This window comes from Subdoligranulum sp. DSM 23681, assembly GCF_057005535.1.
Map to the genome: position 1 here is coordinate 101,018 of NZ_CM168050.1, position 22,877 is coordinate 123,894.

Sequence of the window (22,877 nt, forward strand, 5' to 3'; positions counted from 1 at the left end):
AGCCCCGCCGCAGAAACCTGCAACGGGGCTGTTTTACTTATCAGATGGGATTACTCCACGTCGTCATAGGCGGCGTTTTCAGCGTCGCGTTCCGCTTCGGCGCGGACCAGCTCGGCTTCCACTTCCGGCAGACCGGTGCCGGCGGGGATCAGCTTACCGATGATGACGTTCTCCTTCAGACCGGCCAGCGGGTCAACCTTGCCCTTGATGGCGGCTTCGGTCAGAACGCGGGTGGTCTCCTGGAAGGAGGCGGCAGACAGGAAGCTGTCGGTGGCCAGACTGGACTTGGTGATACCCAGCAGCACCTGGCTGGCCTGGATCAGCTTCAGGTCGGTCTCACCGGCGTCAATGCGGGCCTGGATGTTCTCGTTTTCGATCATGACATCGCGGCGGTTGACCACGCTGCCCACGATAAAGTCGCTGGAGCCGGCGTCCTCGATGCGGACCTTGCGCATCATCTGGCGGACAATGACTTCGATGTGCTTATCGTTGATTTCCACGCCCTGCAGACGATAGACCTTCTGGACTTCGCTGATCAGGTAGTTCTGGGTGGCGATGCGGCCCTTGACGGCCAGAATATCCTGGGGATAGGCATGGCCTTCGGTCAGCAGAGCACCCTTGGCGATGACATCGCCTTCCATCACCTTCAGGCGCTGGCCGAAGGGAATGATGTAGCTCTTGGTGACCGGGGCGCCGTTGTCGTCCTGGCCCAGCACTTCCACGTGGCGGGTCTTCTTGGTGTCGTCGATATGGACGGTGCCGGCGATCTCGGACATGATAGCCATGGCCTTGGGACGGCGGCTTTCGAACAGTTCTTCAACGCGGGGAAGACCCTGGGTGATATCTTCAGCAGATGCAATACCGCCGGTATGGAAGGTACGCATGGTCAGCTGAGTACCGGGTTCGCCGATGGACTGCGCAGCAATGATACCAACGGACTCACCGACCTTGACGCGCTGGCCGTTGGACATGTTGGAGCCGTAGCAGCGAGCGCAGACGCCCACATGAGCACGGCAGGTCATGACGCTGCGGATCTCCAGCTCGGTGATGCCGGCCTTTTCGATCTTTTCGGCATCGAACATATCCATCATCTTGTCCTTGGACACGATGACTTCGCCGGTCTTGGGATCCAGCACGTCATGCAGGGCATAACGGCCGATCAGACGCTCGGCAAAGGATTCGATGGAGGCATTGCCTTCGCTGATCTCGCTGACCAAAATGCCCTCGGTGGCATGGCAGTCATCCTCACGGATGATGACTTCCTGGGAAACGTCGACCAGACGGCGGGTCAGGTAACCGGAGTCGGCAGTACGCAGAGCGGTATCGGTCAGGCCCTTACGAGCGCCTCGAGAAGAGATGAAGTACTCCAAGATGTTCAGGCCTTCACGGTAGTTGGCGCGAATGGGCATTTCCAGGGTCTTACCGGCGGTGTTAGCCAGCAGACCGCGCATGCCGGCCAGCTGCTTGATCTGGTCCATAGAACCACGGGCACCGGAGTCAGACATCATATAGATGGGGTTGCGCTGGTGGTGGGTCTTCAGGTTGGTGGACAGGGCGGTGGAGACCTCCTCCGTGGCCTGCTGCCAAACTTCAACGGTCTTCTTGTAGCGCTCCTCGTCGGAGATCAGACCACGGTTGAAGTTCTTCATGACCTTCTCGATCTTCTTGTCGGCCGCAGCCAGGATGTCCGCCTTCTCATCGGGGATGATGGCGTCGGGCACGGCAACGGTGATGGCCGACAGAGTGGAGTACTTGTAGCCTTGGGCCTTGATGGCGTCCAGCATGATGGCGCAGCGCTTGGTGCCGTGCTTGGTCAGGCAGCGGCTGATGATGTCGGGCAGCTTCTTCTTGGTGACCTGGAAGTCGACTTCGTAGTCAAACTTGTGTTCCGGATCGGTGCGGTCCACATAGCCCAGATCCTGCGGGATGGGCGTGTTGAAGATGATCTTGCCCACGGTGGTGGTGACCAGAGCGCTCTGCTCCACGCCGTCGAAGGTCATGGTGCGGCGCACCTTGATGGGCGCCTGCAGGGTGACCACATGCTCGGCGTAAGCCATGAGGGCTTCGGCTTCATCACGGAAGACCTTGTCATGGCCGGGATCCTCGGGATTGACCATAGTCAGGTAGTAGGAGCCCAGGATCATATCCTGCGTAGGCACGGTGACGGGTTCACCGTCGGAGGGCTTCAGCAGGTTGCCGGAAGCCAGCATCAGCATCTTGGCTTCACGGCGGGCTTCGGTAGACAAGGGCAGGTGCACGGCCATCTGGTCGCCGTCAAAGTCGGCGTTGAAGGGGGTGCAGACCAGGGGGTGCAGCTTGATGGCGCGGCCCTCGACCAGAACGGGCTCGAAAGCCTGGATGCCCAGACGGTGCAGCGTAGGTGCACGGTTCAGCAGGACCGGATGGCCCTTGATGACGGTCTCCAGAGAATCCCAGACCTCAGGAGAGGAACGCTCCACCTTCTTGCGGGCGGCCTTGATGTTGGAAGCGATGCCCTTTTCCACCAGGTCCTTCATGACGAAGGGCTTGAACAGCTCCAGGGCCATTTCCTTGGGCAGACCGCACTGATACATCTTCAGTTCGGGGCCGACAACGATAACCGAACGGCCGGAGTAGTCGACACGCTTGCCCAGCAGGTTCTGACGGAAACGGCCCTGCTTGCCCTTCAGCATGTCGGACAGGCTCTTGAGGGCGCGGTTGTTGGGGCCGGTGACCGGACGGCCGCGGCGGCCGTTATCGATCAGGGCGTCCACCGCTTCCTGCAGCATGCGCTTTTCGTTGCGCACGATGATGTCGGGAGCGCCCAGCTCCAGCAGGCGCTTCAGACGGTTGTTGCGGTTGATCACGCGGCGGTACAGATCGTTCAGGTCGGAAGTGGCGAAGCGGCCACCGTCCAGCTGAACCATGGGGCGGATATCCGGCGGGATAACCGGCACCACATTGAGGATCATCCATTCCGGACGCTGGCCGGACAGACGGAAGGCATCCACGCACTCCAGACGCTTGAGCAGGCGCACACGCTTCTGGCCGTTGGCCTTTTCCAGTTCCTCATGCAGCTCGTTGGACAGTTTGTCCAGGTCGATCTCGGCCAGCAGCTTCTGGATGGCCTCGGCGCCCATGCCGGCCTCAAAGGTATCCTCGTACTTTTCGCGCATTTCCTTGTACTCGCGCTCGGTCAGCAGCTGCTTCTTCTCCAGCGGCGTAAAGCCGGGATCGGTCACGATGTAGTTGGCGAAGTACAGGACCTTGTCCAGCTGGCGGGGACCGATGTCCAGCATCAGGCCGATGCGGCTGGGGATGCCCTTGAAATACCAGATGTGGGAAACGGGCGCGGCCAGTTCAATATGGCCCATACGCTCGCGGCGGACCTTGGCGCGGGTCACTTCGACGCCGCACTTGTCGCAGATCTTGCCCTTGTAACGGATGCGCTTATATTTGCCGCAGTGGCATTCCCAGTCCTTGGTAGGTCCAAAAATGCGCTCGCAGAACAAGCCGTCGCGCTCCGGCTTCAGGGTGCGGTAGTTGATGGTTTCAGGTTTTTTGACCTCGCCGTAGCTCCAGGCACGGATCTGATCCGGAGACGCAAGGCCGATCTTAATAGAATCGAACTCTTTATTTTCCATTCAGCGAACCCTCTCATTCACTCAGGTGTGGCAGGCGGTCAGGACACAGCTGCGGCATCATTCGCCGTCAAACAGATCTTCGCTCTCGATGCTGGCCAGGTCCTCGGCATTGGGTTCCTGGTCTTCGTCCAGGTCATTGTCAAAGCCTTCGTCAGCGTCCTTCACGCTGTAGTCGTCCTGCAATTCGCTTTCCAGCAGAACATTCTCGCCCAGATCACCGTTTTCGAAGCCGGTCTCATCATCGTCGTATTCCTGACGGATGTCAACTTCGTTGCCGTCAACGTCCTGCACAACAATGTTCAGGCCCAGGCTCTGCAGTTCCTTGAGCATAACGCGGAAGCTTTCGGGGATGCCGGGCTTCGGCACGTCCTCGCCCTTGACGATGGCTTCGTAGGTCTTGACACGGCCCACCACGTCGTCGGACTTGACGGTCAGGATTTCCTGCAGGGTGTAAGCGGCACCGTACGCTTCCAGAGCCCAGACTTCCATTTCGCCAAAACGCTGGCCGCCGAACTGGGCCTTGCCGCCCAGAGGCTGCTGGGTAACCAGGCTGTAGGGACCGGTGGAACGGGCATGGATCTTATCGTCGACCAGGTGATGCAGCTTGAGGTAGTACATATAACCGACAGTGACCTTGGAGGGGAACTTTTCACCGGTACGGCCATCGTAAACGGTGGTCTTGCCGTCATCGGTCAGGTCGATCTTGCTGAAGTCGATGATGTGCCCCTTGGTGCCCATCAGACGGTCCAGCTTGGTGGGATACTCAGGCGCGTTCTCGCCGTGCCACTTTTCACGGGCTTCGGCAAAGCAGTCGCGCAGGTCGCTCTCGTGGGCGCCGTCAAAGACGGGGGTCTGCACCTTCCAGCCCAGAGCCTTGGCCACATAGCCCAGGTTGACTTCCAGCACCTGACCGATGTTCATACGGGACGGAACGCCCAGGGGGTTCAGCACGATGTCCAGCGGGGTGCCGTCGGGCAGGAAAGGCATATCCTCCTGCGGCAGGATGCGGGACACAACACCCTTGTTGCCGTGACGGCCGGCCATCTTGTCGCCCACGCTGATCTTGCGCTTCTGGGCGATGTAGCAGCGCACGCACTGACGCACACCGGGCTGCAGCTCATCGCTGTTTTCGGGGGTGAAGACCTTGACATCCACGACGATGCCATACTCACCATGGGGCACGCGCAGAGAGGTGTCGCGGACTTCGCGGGCCTTCTCGCCGAAGATGGCGCGCAGCAGGCGCTCTTCAGCGGTCAGCTCGGTCTCGCCCTTCGGGGTGACCTTGCCGACCAGAATATCGCCGGTCTTGACCTCGGCGCCGATGCGGATGATGCCGCGCTCGTCCAGATCCTTCAGGGAGTCATCGCCCACGTTGGGGATATCACGGGTGATCTCTTCGGGTCCAAGCTTGGTCTCACGGGCTTCGGATTCATATTCTTCGATATGGATAGAGGTGTACACGTCCTCACGAACCAGCTTTTCGTTCAGCAGGACGGCGTCCTCGTAGTTGTAGCCTTCCCAGGTCATGAAGCCGACCAGGGCGTTCTTGCCCAGGCTGATCTCGCCGTTCTTGGTGGCGGGGCCGTCGGCAATGACTTCGCCGGCCTCAATGTGATCGCCCAGTTCCACAATGGGACGCTGGTTGACGCAGGTGCCCTGGTTGGAGCGCATGAACTTGATGAGTTCATAGGTGTCGGTGGTGCCGTCGTCGCAGCGGACCACGATCTTGTCGGCATCCACGGACTCGACGGTGCCCGCATGGGCAGCCAGAACGCAGACGCCGGAGTCGGTGGCAGCCTTGTATTCCATACCGGTGGCGACGATGGGCTGCTGGGTGACCATCAGAGGCACCGCCTGACGCTGCATGTTGGAGCCCATCAGAGCACGGTTACAGTCATCGTTTTCCAGGAAGGGAATGGAGGCGGTAGCGACAGAAACCATCATCCGGGGAGAAACATCCATGAAGTCGACCAGTTCGCGGGGGAATTCCTGGATGTCGTTGCGGTGACGGCAGGAAACGCGGGAACGGACAAAGCAGCCGTTCTCATCCAGCTTTTCGTTGGCCTGGGCGACGATGTACTCGTCTTCCACGTCAGCGGGCATATAAACCACTTCGTCGGTCACATGGCCGGTGCCCTTGTCCACCTTGCGGTAGGGGGCTTCGATAAAGCCATACTTGTTGATCTTGGCAAAAGATGCCAGATAGGAGATCAGACCGATGTTGGAACCTTCGGGGGTCTCAATGGGGCACAGACGGCCGTAGTGGGTGTAATGAACGTCGCGGACTTCAAAGCCTGCGCGGTCACGGGACAGACCGCCGGGGCCCAGAGCGGACAGACGACGCTTGTGGGTCAGTTCGGCCAGAGGGTTGTTCTGGTCCATGAACTGAGACAGCGGGCTGGAGCCGATGAACTCACGGATAGCGGAAACCACGGGGCGGATGTTGACCAGGCTCTGCGGGGTGATCTTTTCGGCAGACTCCTGATTCTGCAGGGTCATGCGCTCACGCACAACACGCTCCATACGGGCAAAGCCGATACGGAACTGGTTCTGCAGCAGCTCGCCCACGCTGCGCACGCGGCGGTTGCCCAGGTGGTCGATCTCGTCGGTGGTGCCGATGCCGTGGTCCAGGCCGATCAGGTAGCTGACCGAAGCGAAGATGTCGTCCACGGTGACGGTGCGGCTGATCAGCACATCATGGTTGCGGCGCAGCAGTTCCTTCTGCTCCTCGGGATCGGAAGTAGCATCCAGGATCTTGCGGATCTCAGCAAAGGAAGCGCGCTCGTTGATGCCGCACTCTTCCACGTTGAAGCTGAAGAAGGGCTGGGCATCCACACAGCCGTTGGAGATGACGATGACCGGCACCGGATCTTCATTCTTGCGCTCCACCCAGACGGTGACGCGGGTAACGCCGGCGGCATCGATCTCAGCGGCCTTCTCGTTGGAGATCTTCTCGCCCTTGGCGGCCAGCAGTTCGCCGGTCAGGGGGGCGACGATGTCCTCGGCAGCACGGTAGCCGGCAATACGGCGGGCCAGAGCCAGCTTCTTGTTCATCTTGAAGCGGCCGAACCGCGCCAGATCATAGCGGCGAGGATCAAAGAACAGCGCATTGATGTGGCTGCGGGAGTTCTCCACCGTCGGGGGCTCGCCGGGACGCAACTTGCGGTAGCATTCCAGCAGGCCGTCTTCGGTGTTGTGGGTGGTATCCTTTTCCAGAGTGGCCACAATCTTGGGCTCACTCTCGCCGAAAAACTGACGGATCTGGTCATCACTGCCCAGGCCCAGAGCACGCAGGAAGGTGGTGATGGGCAGCTTGCGGTTCTTGTCGATGCGGACGTAGAACACGTCGGAGGAATCGGTCTCATATTCCAGCCAGGCGCCGCGGTTGGGGTTCATGGTCGCGGTGAACAGGTCCTTGCCGGCACGGTCTTTGGTGGAGGAATAGAACACACCGGGGGAACGGACGAGCTGAGAAACAATGACACGCTCGGCGCCGTTGGAGATGAAGGTGCCGGAGTCGGTCATGAGTGGGAAATCGCCCATGAAGATCTCCTGGTCCTGCACTTCGCCAGTCTGCTTGTTGATCAGACGGGCAGTGACATACAGGGGCGCGGCGTAAGTGGCATCGCGCTCCTTGCATTCCTTAATAGTATATTTGGGGTGCTTGTCCAGACGGTAATCGATAAATTCCAGGACCAGGTTGCCGGTATAATCCTCAATGGCGGCAATGTCATGGAAGACCTCGTGCAGGCCCTCTTCCAGGAACCAGTTGTACGAGTTTTTCTGGATTTCGATCAGATTGGGCATCCCGATCACTTCATTGATGCGGGAAAAGCTCATTCTGGTCGTGCGGCCATTGTGTACGGGCTTGACCTTTACCATAAAATGCGACCACTCCTATTCCGTTGAATTAGACAAAGCTGACCACACAAAGGGCTCGCTTGTGGGTCATCTTCGTCATTTTTAACAAAGTTTTTGTTTAGACCCGAACCGCGCGGTTCCTTCAGGGCGCTCTATTCCATTTTTGTGATACTGAATTAGTATATAAGATACCGATGAGTTTGTCAAGCATTTTCTGGAAATTGTGGCCGTTCCTTCGTGTTTTTTACAATATGACGACAAATCGCTTCATTGTATTGAACGCCCGGGTCAGTGTTATCAATTTCGTCAATTTGCTGTTTTTCCACACCGTTTTGCCGCTTGACAAATATCCTCTCCCCTGCTTCCCCGTCATTTTGACCATTGGTACAACATCCGATTTGTGTATCCTGGCTCTTGACATTTGGAATCGGCAAACAAAAAGCCCGCAGGCCGGACAGCCCACGGACTTGGGAAAAACAATCCAATCAATCCAGGAAATCACGCAGTTTCTTGCTGCGGCTGGGATGGCGCAGCTTGCGCAGCGCCTTGGCCTCAATCTGGCGGATACGTTCACGGGTGACGTTGAACTCCTTGCCCACTTCTTCCAGGGTACGGGGGCGACCGTCTTCCAGGCCAAAGCGCAGACGCAGGACCTTTTCCTCCCGGGGAGTCAGGGTCTTGAGTACATCCGCCAGTTGTTCCTTCAGCAGAGTCTGGCTGGCAGCTTCCGCCGGCACCGGAGCATCATCATCGGGGATGAAATCTCCCAGATGGCTGTCCTCCTCTTCGCCAATGGGCGTTTCCAGGCTGACGGGCTCCTGCGCCACACGCATAATTTCCCGGACCTTGTCCACCGGCATGTCCAGGCGCTCGGCGATTTCTTCCGCGCTGGGCTCATGGCCGTTCTCATGCAGCAGCTGGCTGGAGACCTTCTTGACCTTGTTGATGGTTTCTACCATATGCACCGGAATGCGAATGGTCCGGGCCTGATCCGCAATTGCGCGGGTGATGGCCTGACGGATCCACCAGGTCGCATAGGTGGAGAACTTGAAGCCCTTGGTGTGGTCGAATTTTTCCACCGCCTTGATCAGGCCCAGGTTTCCTTCCTGGATCAGATCCAGGAACTGCATGCCACGCCCCACATAGCGCTTGGCGATAGAAACGACCAGACGCAGGTTGGCCTCGCTCAGACGCTGCTTGGCACGCTCCCCTTCCTTGCCGCCATTCTGGATGGCCAGGGCCAGATTGACCTCCTCTTCGGGAGTCAGCAGCGGCACGCGGCCGATCTCTTTCAGATAAACCTTCACAGGGTCATCGATGGCAACGCCCTCCGTGGCCAGGGCATCCTCAAAATCATCCACGTTATCTTCGGTCAGAGACGAATCGGCACCGTCGGCAACGGGATCGTCGTCCACAACCTCAATGCCGTGGCTTTCCAGCTCTTCATAGAGCTTCTCCATCTGTTCCACGTCCAGACCGTGACCGCTTTCCTCCATCGCATCCCCGATCTCGCTGTTGGTCAGCTTGCCGGCACGGCGGCCCTGTTCGATCAATGCGCGGATAGGATCTTTCTTTTCTGCCATAAGTAAATCTCCTTTTTACCGGACCGTGCCATAGCCGGCACGGCCTGTTTTCTGCCCGTCAAGGAACGGGATTTATTCAAAAGCCCTCTGCCGCAGGCACACTTCACGGTGCACCGGTTGGCGGGTCGTGGACTTTTTCCTGGGTGATGGAAGCAAACAGCTTGCGGAAATCCTCATCGCTGGTCTGGGCCGCCTGCTTGCTTTTGGGTACTGCATGCCGCAGCCTCTCCAAGAACATGTCAATATCTTTGCGGGTAAGCCGCTGGATACTGTTTTGCGCCTGCACCTTCATAACCAGAGAATAAGCCTTTTCTTCCAGGCAGGAGACCAGAGAGGTCGCGTTTACGGGAATGCCCTTGTCGGCACAGTCATAGATGGCGCGGGCAGCTGCCTGGATTTCGGGTTCAGGAACCTCGTCCAGATTCAGGTTGCTGCGCACATAGGGGATCTGGTCCGGGTCCTGGAGCATGGCCGCCACCAGCTGACGGGCCGCAGCTGCGGCCCCCATGGCTTCCCGGCCGCCGCGGTCATAAGGGACCCGTATATCGGCCCCATTTCCCTGGGCAGCCATGTCTTGCTGCTCCTTGCGGCGGGCACGGCGGGCCGCGCCTTTAACGGCCCCCTCCATTTGGGAGAGAATCGCCTGTTTGGCAACACCGGTCTCCCCTGCAATGCGTCCGGCATACACATCCCGGGCCGTGGGTGAGACACTTCCCGATGCCAGTATGTCGATGGCTTCCCGGATATATTCCAGACGGCCATCATCCGTACGCAGATCGTATTTCGTTTTGCTCTTGGCCAGCCGAAACTCCGTGGGGTTGGCAGCACCGTTCAGAATCATTTCAAAGCGGTCCTTGCCGTAATGCCGGATAAACTCATCCGGGTCCTTGGCCCCGGGAATGGACAACACCGACACCTTGATCGGTGTGTTGGCAAACAAAGCCAAACTGCGGGCCGTGGCCTTCTGCCCCGCTTCGTCCGAGTCATAGCTGAGCACCGCCTCTTCCGCATACTCGCTGAGCAGCTTCACCTGTTCGGGCGTCAGGGCGGTACCGCAGGCGCACACGGCCGTATCAAATCCGGCCTCATGCATGCTGATCACGTCCATGTATCCTTCGCACAGGATAAACCGCTTGGAGGCGGACTTTTTGGCCAGATTCAGGGCAAAGAGCGTACGGGACTTTTTGTAGACCAGCGTTTCGGGGCTGTTGATGTATTTGGGCTTGGAATCGTCCATCACGCGGCCGCCAAAAGCAATGATGTTGCCCCGCACATCAATAATGGGAACCATGACCCGGTGGCGGAACAAATCGTACAGGTTCCCTTTGGCGCTGCGCTTTGCCAGACCGCCCTCCTCAATTTCGGATTCGGAAAAGCCGCGGCGGCGCAGATAGTGCAGAAGGCCGCCAAACTCGTCCGGTGCGTACCCAAGGCCAAAGCGGCGGATGGCCCCATCGGACAGGCCCCGCTTTTCCCGCCAGTAGCGGCGGGCTTCCTCGGCCTGGGGCGTTCTGGCGTTGAGCTGCTCATAAAAATAGCGGGCGGCGCAACGATTCATTTCCAGCATGCGGCTGCGCCGGCGGCTCTCTTTGTCGTCTTCTTCCGGCATAGGCATACCGGCACGGGCCGCCAGCTGCTTGACCGCCTCCACATACCCCAGATTGTTGATCTTGCGCACAAAGGTAATGGCATCGCCGGCCGCTCCGCAGCCAAAGCAATAGAAGCTCTGTGTATCCGGATACACGGTAAAGGAAGGTGTCTTTTCATTATGAAAAGGACACAATCCCGTCAGGGTACGCCCACGACGGCGCAGCTGCACATACTGACCGATCAGCTCCTCGATATCGTTGCGCCGAGCGACTTCCTGTACATATTCCTGCGGAATCATCGTGAACACACCTCCTCATTTTTTATAATCAAAGAATCTCTTACAGTACCTGCCATTTTTGGGGGACAAACAAGTCCTCAAACAGGCGGATGGCAAAATGGTCACTCATGCCGGAAATATAATCCACCACCGCACGGTCTATCCCTTCTTTATAGGCGATCTGCATATAAAAATTGGGCATGAGGGAAGGATTGTCACAGAGTCGGGCGTAAAGCTCTTCCACCACTTTGTCCACCTTTTTCTCTTCCCTCTTGGCCTGCTTGTCCACATAGACAGTAGAATACATAAAGTCCTTCAGCAGATGGTAAGCATCCTCCACGTCCGGCGAAAAATGCATTTCCCCCGCCGAACTGTTCTCCACCAGATCGGTGATCATAGTGGTGATGCGCTGGCTTTTGGTGCTGCCCAAAATCCGCACCGCATCCGGCGGCAGGGCCGAGTTGGAAAGCACACCGGCAGTTATCGCATCCTCAATGTCATGGTTGAGAAAGGCAATGTGATCCGCATAGCGCACAGTACAGCCTTCCAGGGTGCGGGCCCACTCTCCGGTGGTGTGGGTAACGATACCGTTGCGCACCTCCCAGGTCAGGTTCAGGCCTTTCCCGTCCTTTTCCAGATATTCCACCACCCGCAGGCTTTGCTGGTAATGGGTGAATCCCCCCGGGCACAGACGGTTGAGCGCCCGCTCTCCTGCATGACCAAAGGGTGTATGTCCCAGATCATGCCCAAGTGCAATTGCTTCTGTCAGATCCTCATTCAAGCGCAGTGCCCGGGCAATGGTCCGGGCGATCTGGCTGACCTCCAGCGTGTGGGTCAGGCGGGTACGGTAATGATCGCCTTCCGGGGAAAGAAAGACCTGCGTTTTCTGCTTCAGACGACGGAACGCCTTGCAATGCAGAATGCGGTCCCTGTCCCGCTGGTAGCACGGGCGCAAGGGGTCCTCCGGTTCAGGTCGGGTACGACCGCGGGAATTCTCACTCAGCGCCGCATACCGGCTGAGCGTCAATCGCTCGATGGTCTGTGTCTGTTCACGCACAGTCATGTCACGTCCCCCTTTTTTCGCCTCGCTTACGGCAGATTGGCCGCCAATATTGCTTTCTATAATATAAATACGATAAAAAAGTTCCAAACGCTTCTTGAATCTGTGAATTTTCCGTGTTTTTTGTGAGGAAAGACTGATTTTTCAGTAAGCGTCATAGTGTGCAGGCCCCACCACAGGTTCCGCGGACCCCCTGGTCAATTCACGAAGCGCCGCGCACAGAGACGCTTCCTCACCTGCCGGCATACGCCATCTCAGGGTGACGGCATCGTCAAAGACCGGTTCTTCCGATCTGGTGTCGGCCTGTTCGATCATGCGGCGGGCGGTTTCAAACAGCGGATACGGAACGCGCAGTTCACAGTCCACCACGCTGCGCATGCTCACTTTTTCTGCAGCTTGCAAAGCCCCCGACGCCGCCGCCGTATAAGCACGCACCAGCCCGCCCGTTCCCAGCAGGATCCCGCCAAAATACCGGGTGACCACCACAATCACGTCGGATATCCCTGCATGCTGAATGCATTCAAGCACCGGTGTTCCCGCTGTTTTGGCAGGTTCCCCGTCGTCAGAATACCGCATCCGGCCATTTTGCAGCACATAGGCGTACACATTATGACGGGCAGTCCGGTTTCCGGCACGCACCGATTCCAGAAATGCCAGGGCAGCTTCCTCCGTATCTGCAAAGGAAGCGGCGCCGATGAACCGACTGCGTTTTTCCTCGTATTCATAGCGGGCAATACCGCGGATCGTCTGATAATCAGGCATGGATGCGCTCCTTCTTGTTCCTGCTTACAAGCAAAAAATACCCCAGATGTTGCCATCTGGGGTAAAACAAAACATGATTACTTGCCAACCTTGGCGTAACGGCGCTTGAAGCGCTCGACGCGTCCGCCGGTATCAACCAGCTTCTGCTTGCCGGTGTAGAAGGGATGGCACTTGCTGCAGACTTCGACGCGGATCTCCGGACGGGTAGAACGAGTCTGGATAACGTTGCCGCAGGCGCAGGTGATGGTGCAATCCACATACTTCGGATGGATGCCTTCCTTCATTGCGATTCACCTCTTTCTCGATCATGACTAAAGGGAGCCATACTTAATATATGTGCTCATCACAATCTTGACTTATCGGCTACCAGCATACGCCATCCTGTGCGAACGGAGCAGCCTTTCAAACGATTGCCGTAAAAGTATACCAAAGTCCTTGCATTTTGTCAAGGGATCTCCATCGCCTTTTTTCAAAGTGTTCCGGCAAAAGCGCGCACCCGCCGTGCAAATTCCCGGGCGGCGGGCGACAGCCCGTTTTTGTCCAGACATGCCAGACCGATGCTGCGTCCGGCCGCCGGTTCCAACGCCAGCACCTGCACGCCTGTTTCCTTGCTGGGTCTGGTCAAAAGCAGCTGCGGCATGATAGCCACCCCCTGCCCGCAAGCCACCATCCCCACCATGGACTCATCGTCGATCACATAGCAGGCGGTATGTACGCGCAGATCGTTCCGTTTCAGATAATTCTGAATATCCGCGTCCGTGTCAGCACGCTGGCTGACGAAAGGTACGTTTCTCAGTTCATCGGCACTGACACGCCCGGGACGCTTTGTAACAAAGTCTGGCGGCGCAATGCAGACAAGCGGATCAGTATACAATGGCTGAAAGTCCAGATCCTGGGAACAGGAATCCGAAAGGAACCCCAGTTCCGCCGTTCCATTCTTCAGCCAGACCGCAATGTCAGCATAGCTGCCCTGGTAGACTTCCACTTTGATTCCGGGATAGTCCTTCTCGAAGTCCGGAACCAGGCGCGGCATCCATACCACACAAGCGCTGTTGAATACCCCTACACGCAGGACTCCTTTGTGGAGCCCATTGACCTGGGCTATAGACTGGTCCAACGATTCGCTGCTGGCCAGTACCCGCCGCACGGCCGGCATCAGACTTTCGGCTGCAGCCGTCATAGTCACGCCACTTTTGGTGCGGGTGAACAGCGGGAATCCGCATTCCGATTCCATGCCAGCCACCGCATGGCTGATGGCGGAAGGCGTCAGGTGCAGCTGCTCCGCTGCGCGGGCAAAGGACCCTTCCTGGGCAATGGTGGAAAAAATCAGACAGCTGAGCAGCGTCATACCGCGTTCTCCTTGTGTTGAGCTTTTTTCAGGTTTCATGTGAAAAAAATGAATTTTACTTATCACGCATACTGTACTATGATTAGTTGAGAAAGTCAAGGGTGCCGCACACACCCGTGACTGACACGATTCATTTTCCTTCCTCTTAATAGCCTCTTCGGTCCGCACAACCGATGAGGCTGTTTTTTTATTGTGCGGAAGTGCCGCTTGTAGGAAAGTTGGCCTTGTGGTACACTAACTTTATATAATAAAACGAATATAAATCTGCGGGGCATTACGATTCCCTGCGTGAAACGAGGAAGTTTATTTTGCAGAAATTCGCTAAAACCCGCGGCGTAAAGGGAGCTGCCTCCTGGTGCGCTCTCGCCGCTGTTGGATATCTGGCCATACGCTCTTTTCTGGAAGCTTTGGTTTCCCTTTTCATGAGCCTGCGTGTACCGGGGGCAACGCTGACCAGCCCCACCGGCTTCTCCCAGACGGAAGCCGGGATTCTTTCTATGGTGGTGGCCATCGGCGGGATTTTGCTGCCCGTGTTTTTACTTTTGCGCCTGACGCGTCTGCGCGCAGACGATCTGCGTATATTGATCCCTGCTCCATGGAGTCCTGCTTTCTGTTTACCGGTATTTTTGGGTGTTGCCAATGCCGCCAATCTGTTTGGCGGCCTGCTGGGTCACCTGCTTGGCACAGAGGGGAGCGCCACTTCCCTGCCCGCGGGCGGCAGTGCTTTGGTTGTTAACTTTCTGGGGCTGTGCGTAATTCCTGCCATTCTGGAAGAGCTGTTTTTCCGCGGTGCCTTGCAGGGACTTATGCGTCCCTGCGGAAGTGCCGCTGCCATCTTTGCCCCGGCGCTGCTTTTTGCTTTGCTGCACATGGATCTGGCACAGGGCATCACAGCTTTCGTGTGCGGTGTCTTTCTGGGCTGGCTGACAGAACGCACCGGCAGCATACTGCCCGGTATGCTGCTGCATTTCGTTAACAATACTCTGGCTTTTGTGGTGGCTTATCTGCAGTTGTACGCAGCCGATTCCACCGCTCTGTGTGCCGAACTGTTTGTTCTCCTCTTCTTCCCTCCGGTGGCTTTGTGGCTGATCTGGCACGCGATGCGGCAGGGCTTCCGCTTTTCCGCCGGACTGCGGCCCGGTGTGGATGCCTGGGACGTGTTTTCCAGTCCGGCCTATACAGTGGCTGTGCTTTTCCTCGCATTTTACAGTGTATATCTGAATCAGGTCGGGTGATGCAACTATGACAGATCAGGAATTGATGCAAGCCGCCCTGGAAGAGGCGCAGCTTGCCTTTGAAGCCGGTGAAGTTCCGGTGGGAGCCGTTATCGCCAAAGACGGTGAGATCGTTGCCAAAGCCCACAATCTGCGGGAAACCGGCAAGAACGCCCTGTATCATGCCGAGCTGATGGCCATCGATCAGGCCTGCCAGGTATTGGGCGGCTGGCGCTTGTGGCAGTGCGAACTGTTCGTCACCCTGGAACCCTGCCCCATGTGCAGCGGCGCCATCATCAACAGCCGCCTGCGCCGCATTGTATATGCAGCATCCGATCCAAAGGCCGGTTGCTGCGGTTCGCTTACCAACCTGTTTTCCCTTCCATTCAACCACCACCCTGTGATTGAACACGGCCTGATGGAAGCCGAATCACAACAATTGCTGCAGCAATTTTTTGCCTCTTTGCGGCAAAAGCGTTTGGCCGCAAAAGCCATGAAAAAACAAAAGGAGCCCATGGATGAAACCCGATCTTAACCAGCAGACCGTCCTGATTACCGGCGGCAGCCGCGGCATTGGCGCCGCGGCCGTACTGGCCTTTGCAAAAGCCGGATACAGAGTCGCTTTTACCTGGCATCAGCACCCGGATGCCGCCCGCCATGTGGTCGACATGGTGCGTGAGGCAGTACCGGATGCTCCGTGTCTTGCCATCATGGCCGACGCCGCTGATTCTCAGGCCGTCCGGAGCGCTGTGGAGCAAACCGCACGGGTCCTTGGCGGGCCTCAGGTCCTTGTGTGCAATGCGGGCATCGCGCAGCAAAAACTTTTTACCGACCTGACCGATGAGGACTGGCGGCGGATGATGAGCGTGGACCTGGACGGCGTCTTCTACGCATGCCGCGCAGTTCTGCCTGGGATGATCCATCAAAAATACGGACGCATCCTGTGCATCAGCAGCATGTGGGGCCAAACCGGCGGCAGCTGTGAAGTCCATTACTCTGCCGCCAAGGCCGGTGTTATCGGTTTGTGCCGCGCGCTGGCCAAAGAAGAAGGGCCTTCCGGCATCACCGTCAACTGCGTGGCCCCCGGTGTCATTGATACCGATATGATGGCTTCTTTTTCCGAGGATGACCGTGCGGCACTGGCTGAAGAAACGCCTGTGGGGCGGCTTGGTACTCCTGAAGAAATTGCCCGCACCCTGGTATTCCTGGCTTCACCGGAAGCAGGCTACATTACCGGACAGGTCATTGGTCAGAACGGCGGCCTTGTCATCTGAAACACCACTCTCCCCTTCCCTGCATATCATAAAGCAGGAAGGGGGATTTTTTATGGAACTCTTTCAAAATGGCATAGATGTATCCCGCTATCAGGGCAGCATAAACTGGAACAGTGTTGCCGCCGCCGGGAAGCAATTTGCCATTGTACGGTTGGGCTCCAGCAACAACAGTGGTTTATATGTAGACCCTTATTTTTTGCAGAACGTAAACGGTGCTCATGCCGCCGGATTACGTGTCGGCGCCTATTACTATACCTACGCTACCAGCCAGAGCGGTGTGATAAACGAGCTGAGTCTTTTTCTGAACGTCCTGGAAGGGTTACAGCTGGAATATCCTGTTTTTGTGGACGTGGAGGACAGCAAACTGGCAGCGCTGGGACGGTCTCAGCTGACGGGGTTGGTTCAATACGCCATGGATATTCTGTACCAGCGCAACTGGTATGCCGGATGGTATAGCTATACCAATTTCATCAACAATTATCTGAATCCTTCTCAGCTGGCCGGATACCCGCTTTGGCTGGCCGATTACCGCAGCCAGCCGGGGTATACCGGCAAGTATAATATGTGGCAGTTTTCCTCCACCGGCAGCGTGGGCGGAATTACCGGCGCCTGCGACCTCAATTACAGTTATACCGATTTTTTGCCTACCCTGAAAGCCGGAAACTACAATGGATATGGAACATCCGGGCCTGATATGGAAACGGTTGACGGCGTGCAGCTGGTTGTATTTGGTGCCCAGACCGAATACTTTTATACGGCGAACTTCAACGATGTAGTGGGATATCTGCCTGTGGGCACCTATCCTGTGGTACAAAAGAGCAAAGAAAAATATGACGGATATGAGTGGGTTATTTTCCGATATAGGGACGGCGAATACTGGACGGCCATTCTCGGAGACCGCAACCGCCTGGAAACCTTGAATTCCTGCGAAGTGCAGCTTTCTGAAGCCAAGGCCAAAATCGATGCGGCCAAAGCTGCTCTGGAATGATTCGTCTTGCTTTTATGGAAAGAAATCTGTATAATAAGTAATATCGTCGGGCCATCCGATAGAGATGGCCCGATCTCTTTGACTCTTCCTCATTTTCCTACCACCTCAAGTTTCAGATTCTGCCCCTCTTAAAATTGAATATTGCTTTATATGCCTCCGTAGTTAAATGGATATAACAAACCCCTCCTAAAAATCGAATCGTTCGAATCCTGGAGCCCTGCAAAATTGAATATTTTCTGTATAAGCCCCCGTAGCTCAGTTGGATAGAGCGGTCGCCTCCTAAGAACCTGCTTATCAGGGGCGAAGCGGCGGTTTTAAATCTGAACTCTGGTTCGAATGCAATCAACATTTTTACGGCTTTCTAACGCCGGAGAGATGCAACGATTTCGAGCACACGCCACAAAATTTACCGAAAAAGTCATTAGAGCAATCACCCGTTTTCTAAGAAATCATTTTTCCAAATCAAGACCGCCACCTTGAGCGAAGCTCAAAAAAGAGCGTCAAATCAGGGAATTTCATATACGTCTCCGTAGCTCAGTTGGATAGAGCGCGAGCCTCCTAAGCCCGAGGCCCCCGGTTCGAGCCCGGGCGGGGACATTACCTTACAATCGCGGAAGATTTTTCATCGAATCTTCCGCGATTTTTCTAAAGATTTTTTGCCCTCATTGACGATTTGTCAAAATAACCGGCATTTTCTCTAACGCTGAAAACCGGCCTCCGGAGGCTAAACCGCTAAAAACGGCGAGTGCACCCTTAATCCCTGGTGTAATTGGGTGTAAATCTGTAATCAGTCGGTCTCCCCCGCCCGGAAATTTTGAATCAGCCGGCTTTCTTCCTGGCCGATGAGAGCAAAAAATTCTAAGTCGCATTAGAACCTCTGGCCCTGATTCTTCAGATTTCCAAAAACAAGCGCCGGGATTAGAGAGGAGTTATCCTAAGATGGAAGATATTGAAAAAGCCCTAATAGAAGCCCGCAAAATCGCAGAACAGTTACTGAAGTCGGCCCCGCTATATTTCCGTGATTTGACACCATCCGATCTGCCGGAAAACACCCCTGGTGTGTATGCGATTTTCGATGAGGATCACAACGAGGTTTTGTATGTGGGTCGCACAAAGAACTTAAGACGACGGCTGTATACCAACCATCTGCATGGTCCTAAGGCAAATGCCCGATTGAAGAAATACCTGGTGGAGGATGAGTTAAAGACATCCATCAAAGATATGGCGGATGCAAAGCAATATCTGAAAGATCATTGTTATGCGAAGTATCTCATAGAAGAGGATACCCTTCGGCGCGGGAGAATTGAGGGCCTTTTGAGTTATTTGCTCAATGTCCGATATATCCACGAAGAGCATTGATTCTCTACGCTCCACTATAACTAAATATCGATATCTTACATAGCCCTGTGGTGATTATCCTTCACCGCAGGGCTTTTTTGTTTCCAGTCTCCACCCGTAACAGATCAACAAAGGAGGATATCGATATGAGCAAGAAATCGAAGCATAAGATCATTCTGATTGGCGGCATCCGGTATTACGCTGACAAGCCGGACTCCTGCCGCAAGTGTTTCTTCTGGAAGAACCGCAAGGTCGGCTGCATCCTTGGCCGGCAGAACTGCTACTACCTGGCTGAACCTGTCATGACGGCGCAGGAGAAAAAGTGCAGCGGCTGTTGCTATGCCAAAGGTCAGCCCTGCGTCAGCGCCGCCTGCTACAAGGATCTGGATGCCTGGCTGCGGATGGTCAGAGCAAGTCGGATGAGAAAGGACGGGTCGGGAAATGCGTAAGCAAGAGGAGCTCTTCCGGCATTACGAAAAGCTTTCCAAGGCGGACAAGCCCGAGAAAGCGAAGAACAAGCCCGGCTGCTGCAAGCGCTGCATCTACTACCGCCCGGACTTCAAATACCGCCGGTGCCAGTTCTCCAGATGCATGTACGGCGACCCAAAGGCTGTCTTTCGCAAGAATCCCCTGAAGCAGGATAAATTCACCTGAAGGCAGGTGGTGACAATGCGTGTTTGACTATTTCTATGGAGCCCAGGCAGAGCAGTTTGCCTTCTACCGGATACCCAAAATTCTTTTCACCGACAGTGAGTTTCGCACGCTCTCTGCGGAGTCGAAAATCCTGTACGGCATCTTATTGGACAGGGTTTCTTTATCTGCAAAAAATGGCTGGATTGACTCGCAGGGCCGTGTATATATCATCTACACCATTGAGGACATCATGGGCGATCTGAACTGCGGGAACAAGAAAGCTATCCAGCTTCTGTCGGAACTGGAAGAAAAAGCCGGGCTCATTGAGAGGAAGCGTCAGGGACTCGGAAAGCCAAACCTGATTTATGTGAAGAACTTCATCTCGGCGGAAAAGGAAGCAGAAAGACATTTCTTGAAATGTCAAAATCACACTTCTGGAAATGGCGAAACCACACATCCGAAAGTGTCAAAAGGACACGCAACTAATACTGAACAGAACGATACTGAGTATAGCGATATCGATTCTTTCCCTTCCGACAAAAATGTCGGGAAAGGAAGCGAAGCGATGCGAATTCGTACGCAGTATGAATCGTATTTCAGAGAATCCCTTGAGATGGATATTCTTTCCCAGGATACTTCCCTGGATCAGGAAGCGCTTTCCGCCATGGTGGATCTCCTAGTCGATGTCTGCTGCTCCAGGAAAAAGACCATCCGCATCAACCGGGAAGACATGCCGCTGGAAGTCGTAAAGAGCCGGTTCATGAAGCTGAAAGCCGAACACATCAAATATGCCCTGGTGACACTGGAGAACAACACAACCCGTGTCCGGGATATGAAGCAGTACATGCTGGCGGTTCTCTATAACGCCCCGACGACCATGAGTGCTTACTATCAGAACTGGGTCCAGCACGATCTGGCCAATGGGTCAATTTAGTTGTTCCCCACTGGGAACGTCCGTGACGGGAGGTGAAATTATCTATGGCAAAAGCCACAACGATGGCTGTTGTAAATCAGAAAGGCGGTACCGGTAAAACCACCACCTGTGAAAACCTGGGGATTGGCCTTGCAAATGAGGGGAAACGAGTATTGCTTGTGGACACCGATCCGCAGGCTTCCCTGACCATCGCCCTTGGCCATCCCCGGCCAGATGAAATTCCGGTTACCCTGACGGATCTGATGGCCAAAGTCATTCAGGATCAACCCTTAGAACCGAAGGAAGGCATCCTGACGCACGAAGAAGGCATCGACCTGATTCCGGCAAACATCACGCTATCCGGCATGGAGGTATCTCTGGTCAATGCCATGAGCCGTGAGACCGTGCTGCGGCAGGTTCTGGAGCCGCTCAAAGACCGGTACGATTATATCCTGCTGGACTGTATGCCGTCCCTCGGCATGCTTACAGTCAATGCCCTGGCCGCTTCTGACCAAGTGCTCATTCCCGTGCAAGCGAACTATCTGTCGGCCAAAGGTTTGGAGCAGCTTTTGCAGACCGTCAACAAGGTGAAACGGCAGATCAATCCAAAGCTCAAGATTGAGGGGATTCTGCTGACCATGGTGGACTTCCGAACCAACTTTGCAAAGGAAATCAGCACCCTGATTCGGGACACCTACGGCAGCAAACTGAAGGTATTCGAAGCAGATATCCCCCGCTCTGTCCGCGCGGCGGAAATCAGTGCCGAAGGCGTGAGTATTTTCAAGCATGATCCCGGTGGCAAGGTCGCTGATGCCTACCGCAGTCTGACAAAGGAGGTGCTGGCAAATGCCGAAAAGAAGCGGAAACATCAGCTTGACCAGCTACGATGACATTTTCGAAACGGATGAAAGCCGTGCCGAGAAGCAGCTGGAACATGTGCAGAAGATCAGCATCAGCGAGCTGGTCCCCTTCAAGAATCATCCTTTCAAAGTGGTTGACGACGAAGCCATGCTGCGAACGACGGAAAGCATCGCACAGTACGGAGTGTTGACTCCCCTGATTGCCCGGCCGTTGGAGGGCGGCGGTTATGAGATCATCTCCGGGCACCGCCGGGCACATGCCGCCGAGCTGGCCGGACTGACGGAAGTCCCAGTTCTGGTCCGTCAGATGGATGATGATGCGGCCACGGTGCTCATGGTGGATTCCAATCTTCAGCGCGAAAATATCCTGCCCAGTGAGAGAGCCTTTGCGTACAAGATGAAGTTGGAAGCGATGAAACACCAAGGAAAACGGACAGATTTAACCTATACGCAAGTTGCGCAGAAGTTGTCTGTAGAGAAAGTCGGGGAGGAGTCAGGCGTTAGCAAAGATACCGTACGAAGATTTATCCGTCTCACCAACCTAATTCCCGAACTTCTGGAAATGGTGGATCAGAAGCAGATTTCTTTCAATCCGGCGGTAGAACTATCCTACCTTGCACCGGAAGAGCAACAAATCTTCATGACCGCTATGGAAGAGATTCAGGCCGCCCCATCCCTGTCCCAGGCCCAGCGCCTGAAAAAGCTGGCACAGGAAGGAAATTTTACCATGGATGCCGCCCGGGAGATCATGAGCGAAATAAAGAAAGGCGACCTGGAGCGGGTAACCTTCCGCAATGAGCAACTTCGAAAATATTTCCCGCGTTCCTACACAACCCAGCAGATGCAGGATACCATTCTCAAGCTTTTGGATCAGTGGCAGAAAAAGAAAGCCCGGAACCAGGAGCGATAAATTTCATACCGAACCGTAAGCACCGCCAAAAGCCTTCGCTTTTGTGGGTGCTTTTTTACTATCCGAACTTTGAAAGGAGCAGGAACTGATGATGGAAAAAGAAATGACGCAGCATCCGAGGCTCCCGGTCAGGAGCATAGAGAATTTTTCCGAAGGAGATCCGGCCGCCAAGCTTGGCGCTTTCCTAGATGAGCTGGCAGATCTGTTCAGCGACGGCGCCGGCATGCTTTCCCAACTTGCCGACTGTCTCCAGGAAGACAGCGATCTCCGGGATGTGGAAGATATCGGGCATATGGATGCGACCGTGCTTTATGCCGTTCCCGGTGTTCCCGCGCAGCTGATGGCCGAGGCGGAAGCCCTGTCGAAGTTTCCCGGCTTTGAGGAGGAGCAGACCTTCAATTGCTTTAAAATTCAGGAGCACCTGTATCTCTACTATATGGAGTGCGCCTGGGAAAGTGAAGAAGAGGTTACCATTACAGCACCGGTGTTTGTCTCCCAGGTCAGTGACGACGAGATGGAAAGCGTGGAGCTGCCCGCCCGTGATTTTATCGCTGCAATCGCCTTCCTGAATGATCACACAACTACACTTGCGGACGAAACCGGCACCGCCGGGTTCGGCTTCTGGCTGCCCAAGGAGGACTGA

At 55.6% G+C, this 22,877-nt stretch carries 20 protein-coding genes and 1 tRNA gene; 12 read left to right on the plus strand and 9 right to left on the minus strand.

Annotated elements, in window-relative coordinates; genetic code table 11:
* Window positions 1–50: 50 nt before the first annotated feature.
* The 9 genes from rpoC to AC127K_RS00490 form a co-directional block, all read right to left on the minus strand.
* A complete protein-coding gene (gene rpoC / locus AC127K_RS00450; protein WP_483721173.1) occupies window positions 51–3,623 on the minus strand; it encodes a DNA-directed RNA polymerase subunit beta' in 3,573 nt (1,190 codons plus the stop codon).
* A 57-nt stretch (window positions 3,624–3,680) separates the two neighbouring features.
* Complete coding sequence (gene rpoB, locus AC127K_RS00455; RefSeq protein WP_294541522.1) at window positions 3,681–7,505, minus strand: DNA-directed RNA polymerase subunit beta; 3,825 nt, start codon at window positions 7,503–7,505, stop codon at window positions 3,681–3,683.
* Between the two features lie 182 nt (window positions 7,506–7,687).
* On the minus strand, window positions 7,688–7,918 hold the full coding sequence (locus AC127K_RS00460) for a hypothetical protein (RefSeq protein ID WP_483721174.1): 231 nt from the start codon (window positions 7,916–7,918) through the stop codon (window positions 7,688–7,690).
* Between the two features lie 51 nt (window positions 7,919–7,969).
* Window positions 7,970–9,067 (minus strand): RNA polymerase sigma factor RpoD, encoded by a 1,098-nt coding sequence (gene rpoD / locus AC127K_RS00465; protein ID WP_294541528.1) that lies wholly within the window; start codon window positions 9,065–9,067, stop codon window positions 7,970–7,972.
* A gap of 103 nt (window positions 9,068–9,170) precedes the next feature.
* The gene (gene dnaG / locus AC127K_RS00470; RefSeq protein WP_483721175.1) at window positions 9,171–10,955 is read right to left on the minus strand and encodes a DNA primase; all 1,785 of its coding nucleotides are present in this window, start codon (window positions 10,953–10,955) and stop codon (window positions 9,171–9,173) included.
* 40 nt (window positions 10,956–10,995) lie between these two features.
* Entirely contained in the window at window positions 10,996–11,997 is a 1,002-nt protein-coding gene (locus AC127K_RS00475; RefSeq protein WP_483721176.1) for a deoxyguanosinetriphosphate triphosphohydrolase, read from the minus strand.
* A 141-nt stretch (window positions 11,998–12,138) separates the two neighbouring features.
* Entirely contained in the window at window positions 12,139–12,756 is a 618-nt protein-coding gene (locus AC127K_RS00480) for an IMPACT family protein (RefSeq protein ID WP_294541537.1), read from the minus strand.
* Window positions 12,757–12,833: 77 nt separating this feature from the next.
* Entirely contained in the window at window positions 12,834–13,040 is a 207-nt protein-coding gene (rpmE, locus tag AC127K_RS00485) for a 50S ribosomal protein L31 (protein WP_294541540.1), read from the minus strand.
* 185 nt (window positions 13,041–13,225) lie between these two features.
* Window positions 13,226–14,104 (minus strand): LysR family transcriptional regulator, encoded by an 879-nt coding sequence (locus AC127K_RS00490; RefSeq protein WP_294541542.1) that lies wholly within the window; start codon window positions 14,102–14,104, stop codon window positions 13,226–13,228.
* A 308-nt stretch (window positions 14,105–14,412) separates the two neighbouring features.
* On the opposite strand from AC127K_RS00490, the gene AC127K_RS00495 reads away from it, so the two are divergent.
* The 12 genes from AC127K_RS00495 to AC127K_RS00550 all read left to right on the plus strand — a co-directional run bounded on the left by AC127K_RS00495 (window position 14,413) and on the right by AC127K_RS00550 (window position 22,877).
* Entirely contained in the window at window positions 14,413–15,339 is a 927-nt protein-coding gene (locus AC127K_RS00495) for a lysostaphin resistance A-like protein (RefSeq protein ID WP_483721177.1), read from the plus strand.
* A 7-nt stretch (window positions 15,340–15,346) separates the two neighbouring features.
* Window positions 15,347–15,853 carry a nucleoside deaminase gene (locus tag AC127K_RS00500; protein ID WP_483721178.1) on the plus strand — a complete coding sequence of 169 codons (507 nt, stop codon included), beginning with the start codon at window positions 15,347–15,349 and terminating at the stop codon, window positions 15,851–15,853.
* Window positions 15,837–16,592 carry an elongation factor P 5-aminopentanone reductase gene (ymfI, locus tag AC127K_RS00505; RefSeq protein ID WP_483721179.1) on the plus strand — a complete coding sequence of 252 codons (756 nt, stop codon included), beginning with the start codon at window positions 15,837–15,839 and terminating at the stop codon, window positions 16,590–16,592. Before AC127K_RS00500 ends, ymfI begins: the two co-directional genes overlap by 17 nt.
* Window positions 16,593–16,644: 52 nt before the next feature.
* The gene (locus AC127K_RS00510; protein ID WP_483721180.1) at window positions 16,645–17,580 is read left to right on the plus strand and encodes a glycoside hydrolase family 25 protein; all 936 of its coding nucleotides are present in this window, start codon (window positions 16,645–16,647) and stop codon (window positions 17,578–17,580) included.
* 523 nt (window positions 17,581–18,103) lie between these two features.
* Window positions 18,104–18,177 (plus strand) — tRNA-Arg (locus AC127K_RS00515).
* A 342-nt stretch (window positions 18,178–18,519) separates the two neighbouring features.
* Entirely contained in the window at window positions 18,520–18,939 is a 420-nt protein-coding gene (locus AC127K_RS00520) for a GIY-YIG nuclease family protein (protein ID WP_483721181.1), read from the plus strand.
* Window positions 18,940–19,064: 125 nt separating this feature from the next.
* Window positions 19,065–19,367: a hypothetical protein gene (locus AC127K_RS00525; RefSeq protein WP_483721182.1), complete on the plus strand. Its 303-nt coding sequence runs from the start codon at window positions 19,065–19,067 to the stop codon at window positions 19,365–19,367.
* Complete coding sequence (locus tag AC127K_RS00530; RefSeq protein ID WP_483721183.1) at window positions 19,360–19,572, plus strand: hypothetical protein; 213 nt, start codon at window positions 19,360–19,362, stop codon at window positions 19,570–19,572. Before AC127K_RS00525 ends, AC127K_RS00530 begins: the two co-directional genes overlap by 8 nt.
* A gap of 19 nt (window positions 19,573–19,591) precedes the next feature.
* Complete coding sequence (locus tag AC127K_RS00535) at window positions 19,592–20,485, plus strand: DUF6017 domain-containing protein (protein WP_483721184.1); 894 nt, start codon at window positions 19,592–19,594, stop codon at window positions 20,483–20,485.
* A gap of 44 nt (window positions 20,486–20,529) precedes the next feature.
* A complete protein-coding gene (locus tag AC127K_RS00540; protein WP_483721185.1) occupies window positions 20,530–21,354 on the plus strand; it encodes a ParA family protein in 825 nt (274 codons plus the stop codon).
* Window positions 21,311–22,234: a ParB/RepB/Spo0J family partition protein gene (locus AC127K_RS00545; RefSeq protein ID WP_483721186.1), complete on the plus strand. Its 924-nt coding sequence runs from the start codon at window positions 21,311–21,313 to the stop codon at window positions 22,232–22,234. The genes AC127K_RS00540 and AC127K_RS00545 overlap by 44 nt, the downstream gene beginning before the upstream one ends.
* Window positions 22,235–22,322: 88 nt before the next feature.
* On the plus strand, window positions 22,323–22,877 hold the full coding sequence (locus tag AC127K_RS00550) for a hypothetical protein (protein ID WP_483721187.1): 555 nt from the start codon (window positions 22,323–22,325) through the stop codon (window positions 22,875–22,877).

Bases quoted from the DNA above. Each gene is read 5' to 3' on its own strand.
- rpoC (WP_483721173.1), bottom strand. From the start codon at position 3,623: ATGGAAAATAAAGAGTTCGATTCTATTAAGATCGGCCTTGCGTCTCCG.
- rpoB (WP_294541522.1), bottom strand. From the start codon at position 7,505: ATGGTAAAGGTCAAGCCCGTACACAATGGCCGCACGACCAGAATGAGC.
- rpoD (WP_294541528.1), bottom strand. From the start codon at position 9,067: ATGGCAGAAAAGAAAGATCCTATCCGCGCATTGATCGAACAGGGCCGC.
- dnaG (WP_483721175.1), bottom strand. From the start codon at position 10,955: ATGATTCCGCAGGAATATGTACAGGAAGTCGCTCGGCGCAACGATATC.
- AC127K_RS00475 (WP_483721176.1), bottom strand. From the start codon at position 11,997: ATGACTGTGCGTGAACAGACACAGACCATCGAGCGATTGACGCTCAGC.
- AC127K_RS00480 (WP_294541537.1), bottom strand. From the start codon at position 12,756: ATGCCTGATTATCAGACGATCCGCGGTATTGCCCGCTATGAATACGAG.
- rpmE (WP_294541540.1), bottom strand. From the start codon at position 13,040: ATGAAGGAAGGCATCCATCCGAAGTATGTGGATTGCACCATCACCTGC.
- AC127K_RS00490 (WP_294541542.1), bottom strand. From the start codon at position 14,104: ATGACGCTGCTCAGCTGTCTGATTTTTTCCACCATTGCCCAGGAAGGG.
- AC127K_RS00500 (WP_483721178.1), top strand. From the start codon at position 15,347: ATGACAGATCAGGAATTGATGCAAGCCGCCCTGGAAGAGGCGCAGCTT.
- ymfI (WP_483721179.1), top strand. From the start codon at position 15,837: ATGAAACCCGATCTTAACCAGCAGACCGTCCTGATTACCGGCGGCAGC.
- AC127K_RS00510 (WP_483721180.1), top strand. From the start codon at position 16,645: ATGGAACTCTTTCAAAATGGCATAGATGTATCCCGCTATCAGGGCAGC.
- AC127K_RS00520 (WP_483721181.1), top strand. From the start codon at position 18,520: ATGGAAGATATTGAAAAAGCCCTAATAGAAGCCCGCAAAATCGCAGAA.
- AC127K_RS00525 (WP_483721182.1), top strand. From the start codon at position 19,065: ATGAGCAAGAAATCGAAGCATAAGATCATTCTGATTGGCGGCATCCGG.
- AC127K_RS00530 (WP_483721183.1), top strand. From the start codon at position 19,360: ATGCGTAAGCAAGAGGAGCTCTTCCGGCATTACGAAAAGCTTTCCAAG.
- AC127K_RS00540 (WP_483721185.1), top strand. From the start codon at position 20,530: ATGGCAAAAGCCACAACGATGGCTGTTGTAAATCAGAAAGGCGGTACC.
- AC127K_RS00545 (WP_483721186.1), top strand. From the start codon at position 21,311: ATGCCGAAAAGAAGCGGAAACATCAGCTTGACCAGCTACGATGACATT.
- AC127K_RS00550 (WP_483721187.1), top strand. From the start codon at position 22,323: ATGATGGAAAAAGAAATGACGCAGCATCCGAGGCTCCCGGTCAGGAGC.